The organism is Neokomagataea anthophila (genome assembly GCF_018122595.1).
In the GTDB taxonomy this organism is placed as follows: domain Bacteria; phylum Pseudomonadota; class Alphaproteobacteria; order Acetobacterales; family Acetobacteraceae; genus Gluconobacter; species Gluconobacter anthophilus.
Genome location: NZ_JAGRQH010000002.1, coordinates 358,101 through 372,561 on the forward strand (window position 1 = coordinate 358,101; position 14,461 = coordinate 372,561).

General features: G+C 54.7%; 12 protein-coding genes. 2 read left to right on the forward strand and 10 right to left on the reverse strand.

The annotated features are described in order from the left end of the window. Positions 1–137: 137 nt before the first annotated feature. On the forward strand, positions 138–1,433 hold the full coding sequence (gene gltA / locus KB213_RS04515) for a citrate synthase (protein ID WP_211680816.1): 1,296 nt from the start codon (positions 138–140) through the stop codon (positions 1,431–1,433). Between the two features lie 40 nt (positions 1,434–1,473). Here the strand turns inward: gltA and KB213_RS04520 are convergent, their stop codons facing one another. Next, a complete protein-coding gene (locus tag KB213_RS04520; protein WP_249110221.1) occupies positions 1,474–1,899 on the reverse strand; it encodes a flagellar FliJ family protein in 426 nt (141 codons plus the stop codon). Positions 1,900–1,903: 4 nt separating this feature from the next. Next, positions 1,904–3,253 carry a flagellar protein export ATPase FliI gene (fliI, locus tag KB213_RS04525; protein ID WP_211680818.1) on the reverse strand — a complete coding sequence of 450 codons (1,350 nt, stop codon included), beginning with the start codon at positions 3,251–3,253 and terminating at the stop codon, positions 1,904–1,906. Positions 3,254–3,435: 182 nt separating this feature from the next. Between fliI and KB213_RS04530 the strand changes: the two genes are divergently transcribed. Beyond that, a complete protein-coding gene (locus KB213_RS04530) occupies positions 3,436–4,185 on the forward strand; it encodes a response regulator transcription factor (protein WP_211680819.1) in 750 nt (249 codons plus the stop codon). A gap of 6 nt (positions 4,186–4,191) precedes the next feature. Here KB213_RS04530 and thiD read toward each other — a convergent pair whose 3' ends face one another. From thiD to KB213_RS04570, 8 genes are all read right to left on the reverse strand, one after another. After that, positions 4,192–5,025 (reverse strand): bifunctional hydroxymethylpyrimidine kinase/phosphomethylpyrimidine kinase, encoded by an 834-nt coding sequence (gene thiD, locus KB213_RS04535; protein ID WP_211680820.1) that lies wholly within the window; start codon positions 5,023–5,025, stop codon positions 4,192–4,194. 5 nt (positions 5,026–5,030) lie between these two features. After that, positions 5,031–6,389, reverse strand: coding sequence for a phosphoglucosamine mutase (glmM, locus tag KB213_RS04540; RefSeq protein ID WP_211680821.1), 1,359 nt, complete (start codon positions 6,387–6,389; stop codon positions 5,031–5,033). 431 nt (positions 6,390–6,820) lie between these two features. Then, positions 6,821–8,725 (reverse strand): ATP-dependent zinc metalloprotease FtsH, encoded by a 1,905-nt coding sequence (gene ftsH, locus KB213_RS04545; RefSeq protein ID WP_211680822.1) that lies wholly within the window; start codon positions 8,723–8,725, stop codon positions 6,821–6,823. 150 nt (positions 8,726–8,875) lie between these two features. Continuing rightward, entirely contained in the window at positions 8,876–10,156 is a 1,281-nt protein-coding gene (gene tilS / locus KB213_RS04550) for a tRNA lysidine(34) synthetase TilS (RefSeq protein WP_346266663.1), read from the reverse strand. After that, positions 10,134–11,027 carry a tetratricopeptide repeat protein gene (locus KB213_RS04555; protein WP_249110223.1) on the reverse strand — a complete coding sequence of 298 codons (894 nt, stop codon included), beginning with the start codon at positions 11,025–11,027 and terminating at the stop codon, positions 10,134–10,136. The genes tilS and KB213_RS04555 overlap by 23 nt, the downstream gene beginning before the upstream one ends. 163 nt (positions 11,028–11,190) lie before the next feature. After that, positions 11,191–11,679, reverse strand: a complete 489-nt coding sequence (gene pal / locus KB213_RS04560) for a peptidoglycan-associated lipoprotein Pal (protein ID WP_211680823.1) — start codon at positions 11,677–11,679, stop codon at positions 11,191–11,193. A gap of 409 nt (positions 11,680–12,088) precedes the next feature. Beyond that, a complete protein-coding gene (gene tolB, locus KB213_RS04565; RefSeq protein ID WP_211680824.1) occupies positions 12,089–13,441 on the reverse strand; it encodes a Tol-Pal system beta propeller repeat protein TolB in 1,353 nt (450 codons plus the stop codon). Positions 13,442–13,460: 19 nt separating this feature from the next. Further along, entirely contained in the window at positions 13,461–14,456 is a 996-nt protein-coding gene (locus KB213_RS04570) for an energy transducer TonB (protein WP_211680825.1), read from the reverse strand. Positions 14,457–14,461 lie beyond the last annotated feature (5 nt).

The window sequence follows — 14,461 nt, forward strand, 5'->3', positions numbered from 1 at the left end:
GCCTTTCCACCCTTCTTCACGGTATGAAGGCAGTAACTCGTTTCACCCGGTGAATATTTTCTTTTCGAGACAGCCCCGCGCATTACGAAGAAGCATTCCCCCGGGTCTTTCTGTGTTTATGTCTGCTCGGTGGTGCCATGCCCAAAACTTCATCCGCTTCCCTCAGCGCCCATAACAAGACGCGGGACCTCCCCGTCCTCAGCGGCACAGTCGGCCCGGACGTGGTCGATACACGCAGCGTCCCCCGTGAGTTTGGCGTTTTCGCATTCGACCCCGGCCTCATCGCTACGGCCACCTGCACCAGTTCCATCACCTATATTGACGGCGATAAAGGGACCTTGCTGCATCGCGGCTACGCCATCGAAGACTTGGCAGAACACTCCACCTATATGGAAACAGCGTTTCTGCTGATCTATGGGCACCTGCCAACACAGGCAGAATCTGATGCTTTTTTAAAAGATATGGCCAAGCACCGTTACCTCAACGAGCAGGTCCGTAACTTCTTCAACGGCTTCCGCCGTGATGCTCACCCTATGGCCATTTTATGCGGCACGGTCGCAGCACTCTCCGCGTTCCATCATGACGGCCTCGACATTGCGAACCCACAAGACCGTGACCTCTCAACCCGCCGCCTCATTGCCAAAGTCCCTACTATCGCTGCGTGGGCTTACAAATATTCCATCGGTGAACCCTTCGTATATCCCGATGAAGAACTCTCCTTCTCTGCGAATTTCCTCAACATGCTGTTCGCGCGCCCGGGCAATCATTACAAAGTAAACCCTGTCCTCGCCCGAGCAATGGACCGTATTTTCTTGCTCCATGCAGATCATGAGCAAAATGCGTCCACCACCACCGTCCGTATTGTAGGCTCAACAGGCTCTAACCCTTATGCCTGCATATCCGCTGGCATCGCCGCTCTATGGGGCCCCGCACATGGGGGAGCCAATGAAGCCGTACTCGCCATGCTCGAAAGCATCGGTACGCGTGAAGACATTCCCGCCTTCCTTGAAAAAGTCAAAAGCCGTGAAAGCGGCGTACGCCTCATGGGCTTCGGGCACCGCGTCTACCGCAATTTTGATCCCCGTGCGAAAATCATGCAGGAAACCTGCCATGAAGTCATCGCGGAACTCGGCCTAGAGCGTGACCCCCTGCTCGACCTCGCCATGGAGCTTGAGCATATTGCGCTGTCAGATGACTATTTCATCCAGCGCCGTCTCTACCCAAATGTGGACTTCTACTCTGGCCTCATTCTCAAGGCCCTAGGCATTCCTACCAATATGTTCACCGTGCTCTTCGCAGTTGCACGTACCGCTGGCTGGGTCAGCCAATGGAACGAAATGCTCAATGACCCCGCAGCCCGCATTTTCCGTCCACGCCAACTGTACATGGGGGCAGAACAGCGCAACTTCACTCCCATCCACGAGCGCGGTTAACCTCATTTCCCCCCTTCTTCAAAAGGGGGGAAACCCTACACTATAAAAGCCCCTCTGGCCGTACAGCACATTCATCCAGCAATAGCTGCTCTGCACGCTGCTCCTTGCGCCGCTGCTCACCTTGAGCCTCTTCCTGCAAATGCTCCACCACATGAAGCGCAGCACGCGCCTCTAGCAAGGCTGCTCGCACGCAGTCACGATCCACAGATATTTTTTGCCGGTGTGCATCGGCATCTTGCACTGCTTTCTGCCCCAAAGGCAGCCATGCTCCAAAAGCTTCCACCGCACGATCATCGGAATGAGCATCCATCGCAACACTCCGCTCCGTCACGATCCTCTGTTGCGCACTCACGAGTGCTTGCTCTGCTTCTTGCTCACGCTGAATAACTTGCTGAAACGCCTGCTCCACCGTTGCCAATTCATGCTTACGCAAACCATAGAGCGCTTCAAGGCTGGCCTGTTCCATCACATCACTCTCTCACATCACCTAAAATCACTGCCAAACGCTCAAAGACATCTCCCCCACCATCTGGGGGCTCATGTTTTCCTTGCGTCAAAAATTCCGTTAAAGCAGGCATCAAACGAATGGCTTCATCCGTTTCCGGCTCTGAGCCTGCCTTGTAAGCACCTAACCGAATCATATCGGCCATTCGCTCATAACGCGCCATAACCGAGCGAGCCCTCTTCGCCAGCCTCGCCTCTTCCGCCGACAAGCACCCCGGCACAGCACGCGATAATGACTTCAAAATATCAATGGCAGGATACCGCCCCTGCTCACCAATGCGCCTATCTAAAATCACATGACCATCCAAAATACCGCGCACCGCATCTGCAACCGGCTCGTTATGGTCATCACCTTCCACTAAAACAGTAAATAAAGCGGTAATCATGCCCTGCCCCGGGTAACCCGGCCCAGCCCGCTCCAAAAGCTTTGGCAGTTCCGCAAAAACAGATGGCGGATAACCCCGCGTGGCGGGCGGCTCCCCTGCGGATAACCCAATTTCCCGCAACGCCATGCAATAGCGCGTCACACTATCCATCAACAGCAGAACCGACTTTCCTTGGTCCCGAAAATATTCTGCAATCGCCATGGCAGATGTCGCCGCATCACGCCGCATTAATGGCGGCATGTCAGACGTCGCGACCACCACCACACTCCGCGCCAACCCTTCCGGTCCGAGGTCATCCTCTATGAACTCGCGCACCTCACGTCCACGCTCTCCCACCAGCGCAATCACCGCCACGTCACAGGTCGCACCGCGCACCAACATGGACAACAGCGAAGACTTACCAACCCCCGAACCTGCAAAAAGTCCTAGACGCTGCCCCACACGGGCCGTCACGAAAGCATCTAACGCCCGCACCCCGAGGTCAAAACGCTCTCCCAAACGCGCACGCGCTGCTGCATTTGGCGGGGCAGCCCTCACATCTTGCCGCGTACCCGCAGAGGACAAAGTACCTTTTCCATCCATCGGTGCCCCCAAAGGGTCAATCACCCGACCCAACCAACCATCATGCACCTGCAATGATGCCGTTGGCGCAACAGATAACGGTAAACGCGCCTCACATCCCGGCCCAATCCCATCCAATGCTCCAAAAGCCATTGTTCGAGCTTGCCCATCCGAGAACCCAACAACCTCAGATTGTATTTCTTCTCCTGAACGCGCCTTCACCGTCAGACGGTCACCGATTGATAAAAGTGATTCGACCCCCTGAACACTCATACACAACCCAGAGATGTTTTTGACATGCCCGATGGCACGGTCTGGATGAAGTGTAGAAATTCCTTCTAGAACCTCATGAAAAATAGGATTTTTCATTATAAATCATATCTTTAAAGACATTTAACTGATGATAAATTCATCACAAAACACCTAACAAAAGGTGAACAAAATTCAGATTAACGCTGAATTATGAAAAATTTGCGTCCATAAGCTTTAATTTCTAGACAATTACAACTCAAGGTAGTAAACAACTACTTACCAGCCCAGGAGTTGAACACATGCGTATCCTTCTTGTTGAGAGTGACCTGAACAGCGCAACACACCTTACTCAAGCGTTGCGTACCGCATCCTACACGGTGGACCACACCGCACTTGGCGAAGAAGCCATCGAGATGCTGCGCCACTATGATTACGATGTCGTCGTGCTTGAACTCATGCTGACTGATATTGAAGGATATGATGTCATCCGCCGCATTCGTGCAGCACGGATCAGCACACCAATCTTGGTGCTCTCAACACTGGTTCGCCCACAGGCTAAAATCCGTGCCTTCTCTATGGGCGCCGATGATTATCTTACCAAGCCACATGACGCAGGCGAATTGGTCGCACGCCTACAAGCCATTACCCGCCGCTCACGCGGCTTCGCAGAACCACGTCTACGCATTGCCAATATCGAACTCGACCTCAACAGTAAGAGCGTAACGGTCGATGGGAATATCGTGCATCTAACTGGCAAAGAATATGCCATTCTTGAACTACTTGTGATCCGAAAGAACTCAGTTCTTACAAAGGATGCGTTCTTGAATCACCTATACGGCGGGATCGATGAACCTGAAATGAAGATCATTGACGTCTTCATCTGCAAACTGCGCCGCAAGCTTCAAGCCGCTCATGCTGCAAACGTTATTTCTACCGTATGGGGCCGAGGCTATATTCTGCGTGAAGAGCATAATGCGTCCACCGCACTACCCACATCCGCACACCCCCCAATCCCTGCTCACGCCACGCAGACAACGCCCATGATGTGACCGGCCCTATTTCTCAAAGACTGCCCAAGCAGGCGCAATACTCACACCATGATTGACGGGCCCATGACCCCTCCCCAACCCCGGCGCGGTGATCAACGCCTCTTGCAGGTAACCGATCGCCCGCCGCACCGCAGGCTCCAGCGCCACACCCTGCGCCAATCCGGTCGCCACAGCACTCGCTAACGTACATCCCGTACCATGTGTATGGCGCGTCTGAAGGCGCGGGTGCCGAAACACATATTCCCGGCCATCTGCCTGCACTAATACATCCAATAATTCATCCGAATCCACCCCGGCACTTGCTGGCAAATGCCCACCTTTGAGCAACACAGCACCAGCCCCATCTGCCAAAAGCACACGTGCAGCCTGCCGCATCGTCTCCAAATCCTGCACGGCCACAGAAGTAAGCGCTTCCGCTTCCGGAATATTCGGTGTCACCAACTGACAGCGCGGCAAAAGGCGTGCCCTCACCGCCGAAACCCCGTCAGACGTCATAAGGGATGAACCACTCGTCGCGATCATCACCGGATCAAGCACCAACGGTAACGCTGGATATAAATCCAGAACATCAGCGACAGCATGCACCGTGTCCGCTTGCCCAAGCATCCCTATTTTGCAGCAATCAGCCCCAATATCCTGCAACACCACATTAATTTGCTGCTGCACAAAGTCCACGGGGACAGAATGCACGCCATACACACCGCACGTGTTCTGAGCCGTTAAGGCCGTAATGGCACTCATGCCAAAACCACCCAAAGCCGTAATCGCCTTCAGGTCAGCCTGTATGCCCGCTCCACCACCGGAGTCACTGCCCGCAATCGTCAGAACACGCCCCTGCATACGGATTAAGCCACTGTCAGATTACGAATGGCCGTGCAGGTTTCATTGACCACAGCATCCACCAATGCCTGATCTTCTGCTTCAACCATCACACGAATTAAAGGCTCAGTCCCACTGGCACGCAACACCAAACGACCACGCCCCGCCAAACGTTCATCCGCTTGGGCACGAATGCCCTCAACCTCTGGGCGATTCAACGGATTCGTCCCCGTATAACGCAAATTCTCTAAACGCTGCGGATACGGCGTAAACACACGACATACATCACTGGCACGCTTCTTCTTCTCAACACACACCGCTAAAACTTGCAGCGCTGCAATCAAGCCATCCCCCGTGGTCGCATAATCGGATAGCACCATGTGCCCAGATTGCTCGCCACCCAAATTAGCGCCAATTTCACGCATACGCTCCACAACGTACCGATCCCCAACCGCCGTACGCTGCAAGGTCAATCCGTTTGCTTCTAAGGCTTTTTCCAAGCCCAAATTAGACATAACCGTCGCCACAACGGATGTCCCCGCCAAGCGCCCCGTCTCTTTCCAAGACAACGCCATGAGACCCAAAATCTGGTCCCCATCAACCACGGCGCCCGTCTCATCCACAATCAACAAGCGGTCCGCATCGCCATCCAACGCAATGCCCACATCCGCTTCATGCTCACGCACAGCCGCAGACAACGTCTCAGGATGCGTTGAACCAACACCGTTATTGATGTTCACACCATCCGGATCACAGCCAATACGCACAATCTCAGCACCCAACTCCCACAGAGCCTTCGGCGCCACGCGGTAAGCCGAACCATGCGCACAATCGACCACGATTTTCAGGCCATCCAAACGCAATCCACGCGGGAACGATGCCTTCGCATTTTCAATGTAACGTCCCGCCGCATCGTTCAAACGCGATGCACGGCCAACATCTTCCGGCGCAGCCAAACGGTCCGTCAGATCCTGCCCCATCATGGTTTCAATTTCGATTTCAGCTTCGTCCGACAGTTTAAAACCATCTGGCCCGAACAGCTTAATACCGTTATCCGTAAACGGATTATGTGAGGCAGAAATCATCACCCCCACATCCGCCCGCAACGAACGCGTCAGCATCGCAATCGCAGGCGTTGGCAATGGCCCAACAAGCGTTACGTCCATGCCTGCAGATAAGAAACCCGCCACCAACGCACACTCGATCATATAGCCCGATAAACGCGTATCTTTCCCTAAGACAACATTATGACGACGCTGGCTATTGCTCCTGAAATACAAACCAGCTGCCTGCCCCAGTTTCTGAGCAATTTCTACCGTCATCGGAGCGGTATTCGCCTTACCCCGAATACCATCTGTCCCAAAGAATTTGCGCTTACTGGCCATGTCTTTTGTCTTTCTGCGTCATACACCCGTTCTCAGGCCTCTTAGAGCGGTTTGCGGTCCATTAAAAGTAGCACACAGGCTAATCTTTCACTGAAGATGCGCGCTAAAGCCGTCTCTCTCGTCTTTTAAACATGTTCTGCACACTCCCGCTTAGAGAACTCCCATTTTTTCTGAAGAAAAGAAGCAGAAGCCTTTTGAAAATGTACAAGCCTATCTGCCGGAACATTCCCCTTGTGCTGCAAACTTCAACGCAACTGATGTTTTTTCGTTCACGCGAGCACCTATCGCGCCATACCTGATAGCCCCGATCGTAACGCCCGCTCCAACTCCCTTCTTAAAAAATCAGGTTTTTGCTTCTTTTTTGAACACAAAAAAGCCCCGCCGGCACAGGCCAGCGGGGCTTTCCTTATCTCAGCACAAGCAAAGGCCGCTTATCCAGCTTGTGCAGCCGGATCAAACGCCCCCGGACGTGCCGTTGGCACAGATGCACGGCGGTTATTCGGCAATTGATCCGCATCTTCCACGCGTTCAATCGCCTCACCACGCACAACCTTGCCCACTTCATCACCATTGAGCGTTTCATATTCCAACATTGCGGCCGTCAAACGGTGCAACTCTTCAATATGAGACAGCAACAAGTGCTTGGCCTGTGCATAAGCCGTATCAATCAACGCCTTGATTTCTGTATCGATATCACGCGCCGTTTGCTCAGAAACATTCTTGTTCTGCGCGACCGAGTGCCCAAGGAACACTTCCTGACCATTATCGCCATAAGCAATCATGCCCAAACGATCACTCATGCCCCACTCAGTCACCATACGGCGTGCCAGGTCCGTCGCACTCTTAATGTCACCAGATGCACCAGCACTGACATCTTCCGGGCCAAAGATAATTTCTTCCGCAACACGGCCACCCATAGCGATGACCAGTCGGGCCAAGCACCACTTACGGCTGTACGAAATATTATCCTTTTCCGGCAGCGTCATAACCAAACCCAAAGCCCGACCACGCGGCACAATCGTTGCCTTATGGATAGGGTCTGAACCCGGCGTGTACAGCGCACAAATCGCATGCCCTGCTTCATGATATGCTGTGGAACGCTTTTCATCTTCCGTCAAAATCATGGAGCGGCGCTCTGCCCCCATCATGACCTTGTCTTTCGCTTCCTCAAACTGGGCCATACCTACTGTACGGCGCCCCTGACGCGCAGCCATCAAAGCCGCTTCGTTCACGAGGTTCGACAAATCAGCACCAGAGAAACCGGGCGTACCACGCGCCAGCGTTTTCGGGTCCACGTCTGAAGACAATGGAACCTTCTTCATATGCACCTGAAGAATCTTCTCACGCCCACCAACATCAGGGTTCGGCACCACCACCTGACGGTCAAAACGACCGGGGCGCAACAATGCCGGGTCAAGAACATCAGGGCGGTTCGTCGCAGCAATGAGGATCACCCCTTCATTGCTTTCAAAACCATCCATCTCAACCAGCATCTGGTTCAGCGTCTGCTCACGTTCGTCATTACCACCGCCGAGGCCCGCACCACGATGACGGCCGACCGCGTCAATCTCATCGATGAAGATAATGCACGGCGCAGCTTTTTTGCCTTGCTCGAACATGTCACGCACACGCGACGCACCAACACCCACGAACATTTCTACGAAGTCAGAGCCTGAAATCGTAAAGAATGGAACATTTGCTTCACCCGCGATCGAACGCGCAAGCAGCGTCTTACCCGTACCCGGAGGGCCGACCAAAAGTGCGCCCTTCGGAATTTTACCGCCCAAACGGGTAAATTTCTGCGGGTCTTTCAGAAATTCAACGATTTCTTCCAGTTCGCTCTTCGCTTCATCAATCCCGGCAACATCCGCAAAAGTCACACGGCCGGTCTTTTCCGTCAGCATCTTCGCGCGGGACTTACCAAAGCCCATAGCGCGGCCGCCACCAGCCTGCATCTGGCGGAACATCAGCACACTGAAACCAAGGATCAGCAGGATCGGCCCATAAGACAGCAGATAATGCAGAATAGGATTCTCACCACTGTCCTGTGGCTTCGCTGTGACCTCAACACCTGCATTCGTCAGGCGTGAAATCATATCACGATCAAACGGAGCATAAGTCTCAAAAGCCGTACCATTCGTCAGCGTACCGCTGACGTTCTGCTCCTGAATCAGGACGGAGCGAACCTGGTGGCTCTCGACATCATGAATGAAGTCAGAATACGCGATCTGTTGAGTAGCGTGCTGTCCACCACCTGACTGAAGAGCTGTGAGCCCAATCATCAAGATCATGAGGATCACGACCCAGATCGCAACGTTACGGCCTAGATTGTTCATGTCATTCTCTGTCATTTTCGGGAACCATCATCACGCTAGAACCCCAGCGTGAACATTCCCCCAATGATGTTAACATAGGCTCTTCCGCCCATGTTCCCACCCCATAAAGCACCTTAAAATAGCTTTATGGCGCTTTTTTGCCGGATATTTTTATGTAATGGGACCACCGGAAGACCAAATCAACGCCAAATCACCACCACACCACACCGGCACACGCAGCAAACAATCCCCACGATACAGCCCCGGCAAAACACGTAATGCCGCAGAAGGTATCCCTAAACGCCGCGCATCAAAACGTGCTGCATGATCCCCCAGCTTGGCAATATGTAACCCTTCAGCATCACCTGCGCCCCCCTCTGGCGGGCCTATTTTTGGCACACTCTCCGGCACGATCCACCGCCCATCCCACTGCACACCAGACTCAGCCGGCACCGCCTCACCAACGGCACGTTCTTCACGAAACATGATAACCCCATCCCCAAAGCGCCCAGCACGCCTCAGAACAACACCACCCAACGTTCCTTCCCCACGTATGACAAGGCGCTCCACCGCATCACGCGCTGGCCGATACGCTGCGCCCGCCACCATACGAATCAATTCCGCCAAAAGCTGTGGCACCAATTCCCTATTGCCGATGTTATCTAACAACACACGGCACCACCCAGCCGGATGCCATACAACAGAACGCGCCATACACACCGCCAAACTCTGCGCGTACGCAACATTCACACTCTGCGACTCACGCTGAAGAATGCGCGCTTCCTCACGCATCCCACCCGTCAAATCCTGCCGCCAACGCACACGCTCAAAGCGCCTATTTTGATTGGAAGGGTCTTCTACCCATGGCAAAGATTCAGCCCGCAATGTCGCCCGCATGCGCTCCGGCGGAAACGATAAAAGAGGCCGCAACACGCGCACTCTACCCCGCAAAACTTCTGCCGCCATACCCCGCAGCCCCATACTAACGGGCGCCGCTCCCACACGCTCCCGACGCATCCATATCGTTTCATCTTGGTCATGCTGATGATGCCCTAGCACCACATCAACACAGCCCCGCTCCACACAAGCAGCCTCTAAAGCCGTAAAACGTGCCGCCCGCGCGCGCTCCTGCACACGACCTGATGGAAAAGGAGCAAGCCGCAACACCCGCGCCTCAATGCCCATCTTCCCCAATCGTTCCACAGTTAAAGCAGCTTCCGCCGCCGCCTCAACGCGCAGTCCATGATCCACCACAAACGCCACAACATGCTGCCGCCAGCGCCGCATCAACCACGCAAGCGCCATGGAATCCGCTCCACCAGATACGGCCACAGCCATTGGGGCTTCAGGAACATCCGGTAAAAATGGCCCCAAAGCCTCCATACACACCGCGAATTCACGGGCAGAAATCCGGCCATCCATCACGTACTTAGTGGCAGGCAGCACGACCACGGAACGTTGCCATAGCCGCTTTTACTCGCGCTTCTGGAGACGGGAATTCTGCCTTCAACTTATCCAGAGCCTGACAGGCTGAAGCTTTATCCCCCAGCGCGATTAAAGACGCTGCCACACCCAACAAAGAGTCCTGCGCTTTAGCCGATTTCGGCAACTTTCCATACGCATCGTAATACGCCACAGCCGAATCACGATATTGCTTTTGCCCCGCCAAAGACTGAGCAAGCAGGAACTGAGCATCCATGCGCCCCTGCACAGATTTTGCCGTCTTTACCGCAAATCGTGCATCGCTTTCGGCCTCGGTATAATGTCCTGCACGCAGCGCCGCATTACCGAAATGTAGTGCTTCCAAAGCCGTTTTAGGCGTAGCATCCGATGCGGGTGCAGAATCTGCTTTTGGCGTCACCACGGCAGACGAAGCCGTACTCGTTGCAGCCCCTGCAACAGCGCCACTCGCAGCGCCCGCACCATTTTGCGCGGCAAATTGCATGTCTGAAATCTGCTTCGAGAGCGTCTCTTGCGTCGTTTTCAACGTGTTGGACAACTGATCCACCTCACCACGCATCTGGCGATTTTGCTCCTCCAAAGCAGACACACGCTGCAAAAGCTGAGCCGTCAGATCACCACTCACACCCCCCGTTGTCACACTTGGCGCAGTCCCTGACGCCGTTGGCGGAGACAAAGAGGCCGCATTTTGCACTTGCGCCAATTGCTGCCGTAACGCCGCAACCTGATTTTGCAGCGCAATCGCTTCACGTGAGGACATAACATCCCCTGCATCAGGCGCATCCTGCGCCGCAGCCCAGGGCGCCACACACATGAGAGCACCCGCTAACAGCAGCGGCCGCCATGAGAAAAACTGAACCAAGAGCCCCTCCACACCACATAGTGTTTGGTCAAAATATCATCACAGATAATAATGCGTAAAAACTGGGCCTAAATCAGGCGCGGAGCAATGCCCTCCTGACAAAAAAAGAGGCCGGGGAATAACTCCCCCGGCCTCTCTCAAACGCTCACGCAACGCAAAACGATTACTTAACAGAGGTAATCGCGTTACGGTTTTGCGTCCATGATGCATCATCATCACCATCAGCTGTTGGGCGATCCTTACCATAAGAGATCGTGCTGATGCGCGAAGCGCTCACACCCTTTGCCACCAGATAGTCACGTGCTGCATTCGCACGGCGCTGGCCCAAAGCAATATTGTATTCTTCCGTGCCACGGTCATCACAGTTACCAGCAAGCTGGATGGTGACCTGTGGGTACTTCGCCAACCAAGCAACTTGCTTATCCAGCGTTGCACGTGCTTCGTCCGTCAGCTGAGAATAATTCAGCGGGAAGAAAACGCGGTCACCCACATTCGCTACCAAGTCAGCTTCGCTGCCTGGAACTGGACCGGCATCCGGCGCAACAGCAGCCGTATTGGTCGCACCCGTTGCATTACCTGCATTCGTATTGCCATCAGAACACGCAGCGAGAACAAGCGCCAAACCCAGCGCACCAAAGACCTTGAACTTCATGTTTCTCAAATCCTGAGAGCGACCCCTATAATCAGGAGCCATTAAGAGCGACTAAAATCGCGGAAAGCGGGACCACGTCTCCCTTCCCTGATAACCCGACTGCAATGCCTGCCGCCGTACTATCCACTGTAAAAAACGTTGGTCACAAACGCCCATACTCATGACTCAAATCAACGGTCAAGCACTGTTATTGCGGCAAAACGATTCCCAAGGCACATGCTATGCCAAACACATGACACGACTATGAAAATGTCTCTTTATTGTCACATATTACCCCCTGAAAACTGCCATTTTCTGAGCAATCATACAGAATATCATCTCAGTAACATGCACTCACTGCGGAGCTGCTCCGCAGTGAGTCCATAGCGGGATTTCCTAAAAGATCCCACCCAACATCTTAAACGACTCTTTAACCGTTCAACGGAGACCATGCTGGGTCAGAGGCTCCCGTGCCCGTGTGCAACAGACGCTCATTAAACCCAGTGATATCAATCGTACCAATCCCGGAGGAGAAACCCGCACCACCAGCCCCTGAAGCCGTTTGACGGCAGAAGGCCAAAACACGACCATTCGGACAGAAAGTTGGCGACTCAACCGTGAAACCCTTGGTCAAAATACGCTCGCCCGTACCATCTGGATTCATCACGCCCAGAGAGAAGCCACCACCGCCAATACGCGTAAACGCGATCAAGTCACCGCGTGGTGACCATACCGGTGATCCATACTGACCCGAACCATACGAAATGCGCTGCGCCCCACCACCAGAAGCACTCATGACGTAAAGCTGCGGGCTACCACCACGATCTGACGTAAAGACAATCTGTTTGCCGTCAGGGCTAAAGCATGGGCTTGTATCAATCGCTCCGCCAGAATTGGTCAGCTGGCGCTTCCCACCAGAGGCCAAATCCACAGCGTAGAGGTCTGAACCACTCCCACGCGTGGCAGACAGCACAACCTGCTGCCCATCCGGCGCAAAACGTGGCGCAAACGAAATACCATCAAACGCACCAAGCACTTGCTGACGACCAGAACCCAAGTCGAACAGATACACACGCGGGCGGTTATTCGCGTAAGACATAAACGCAATTTGATCACGCACCGGATTAAAGCGCGGCGTCAATGTCAGCCACTGCCCACCCGTCAGCATGCGCTGGTTGTAGCCGTCCTGATCCATCAGAGCCAAACGCGTGATCTGATGACGACGCGGCCCCGTGCGCGCAATATAAGCAATACGGGTATCAAAATACCCCTTCTCACCCAACATGCGCTCATAAATCACATCAGCAATAATGTGTGCGATGCGCCGCCAATTCAGTTGAGACGCCGTATACGCCGTGCCCTGTAATTGCTGACCAGCAACCACATCCCACAAACGCATTTCCACACGAACGCTATCACTGCCAATCGCCTGGCCCGCAACAGCAGCACGGGCACCCTGTGCCTTCAGCCCGGCAAAATCAGGCGTGGAACCCGGCGGCACACTGCCATCCATCACCTTAAACAGACCCGTGCTGCTCAAATCAGAGGCAATAACCCCCGAAATCTGCGCACCCAACCCCGCACCAAAACTCGGCACTACAATGGGGATCGGCGCTTGTCGCGCTTGATCCACCGTAATCTCAGCTTCACCCGGTGCCGCAGCACTTTGCGCGAAAGCCGCTAATGGAGAGACCATCAGCCCCCCTGCCGTTGCGGCTAAAACCTTACGGCGGGAGAAAACAGCACTCAGTGTCTCAGCGTCACGATCAGACAGGAAGGACATTCAGGTTACCCTTCAAAAATTATGGTCGGAACACAAAACGCAACTCATGCGTCTTGCCCAACAAGTTTCCAGGAATAGGAAGATGTGCACAGGTCGGGCTTAACACCGCGTCCCGTGCTCGTTCAGCCAACACACGATAAGACGGATCACTCGCCGCACGCGCCGCCGTTTCTGGCGCAAAACGTGCCAAGCGCGCTTCACCCTGCGCATCAATGGTGACGATCATATGCGCCGTGAAACTGGCATAGTTCCGGGCTTCCGTATCTTCCGTATAGCAACGGCGTACGGACGCACCGATGGCCTTCTGATCACCAAGGCTAAGCGCCTTCGTGATGTCACCATTCGGCACACCACCACCATCTGGCGCTCCACCTTGCGGCGGGTTCGCCCGTGCATGCGCCGCATGTGTCTGCTTTTGATCCGCTCGGAAGCTGTCCAGCGTCGCCAAAAGCGAATGACTATCCGGCTGTGCATTCTTCGTCGGATGATCCTGCGTGATATGCGAGAATTTCGGCGTATCAGGCAGCGTATCCACCTTCTGCGTCTGCGGTGATGGCGGTGCCACCATCTTCGACTCTGACGGAGGCGATGGACGCGGCGGGGCAGCAGGCGTCGGGGACGGCTCCGGCGTCGTGACCTTTGGCGGCAGCTTCAACGGTGGGAGCGGCGTGGGTTTGCTTTCCGGCGGGGGGGGCACAGCCTGCGGCGGCGGAGGGGGCGGCGGTGGCTCCTCCGTTGGTGCCTTTTCCGGCGGTGTCGGCGCGGGGGGCGCATCATTACGAACCGGAGCCGGCGCAGGGGCTGGCTTCGGTGCCGGATGATCCGCTTTTATAGGATGCGTCGGTGGGCCTGCCTGTTCAAACTGCATCTCAACCGCCGGTGGTTCCGGCGGCTCAGGGGGTTTGGAAAACGGGATCGTCACCAACAAATACACGATCAGAGCGCCATGCGCCCCAACCGAAGCCAGAAGCGCGCCGCGAAAACGCCGGCGATCCGAGCGGCGGGAAAAAGCCACCGGGT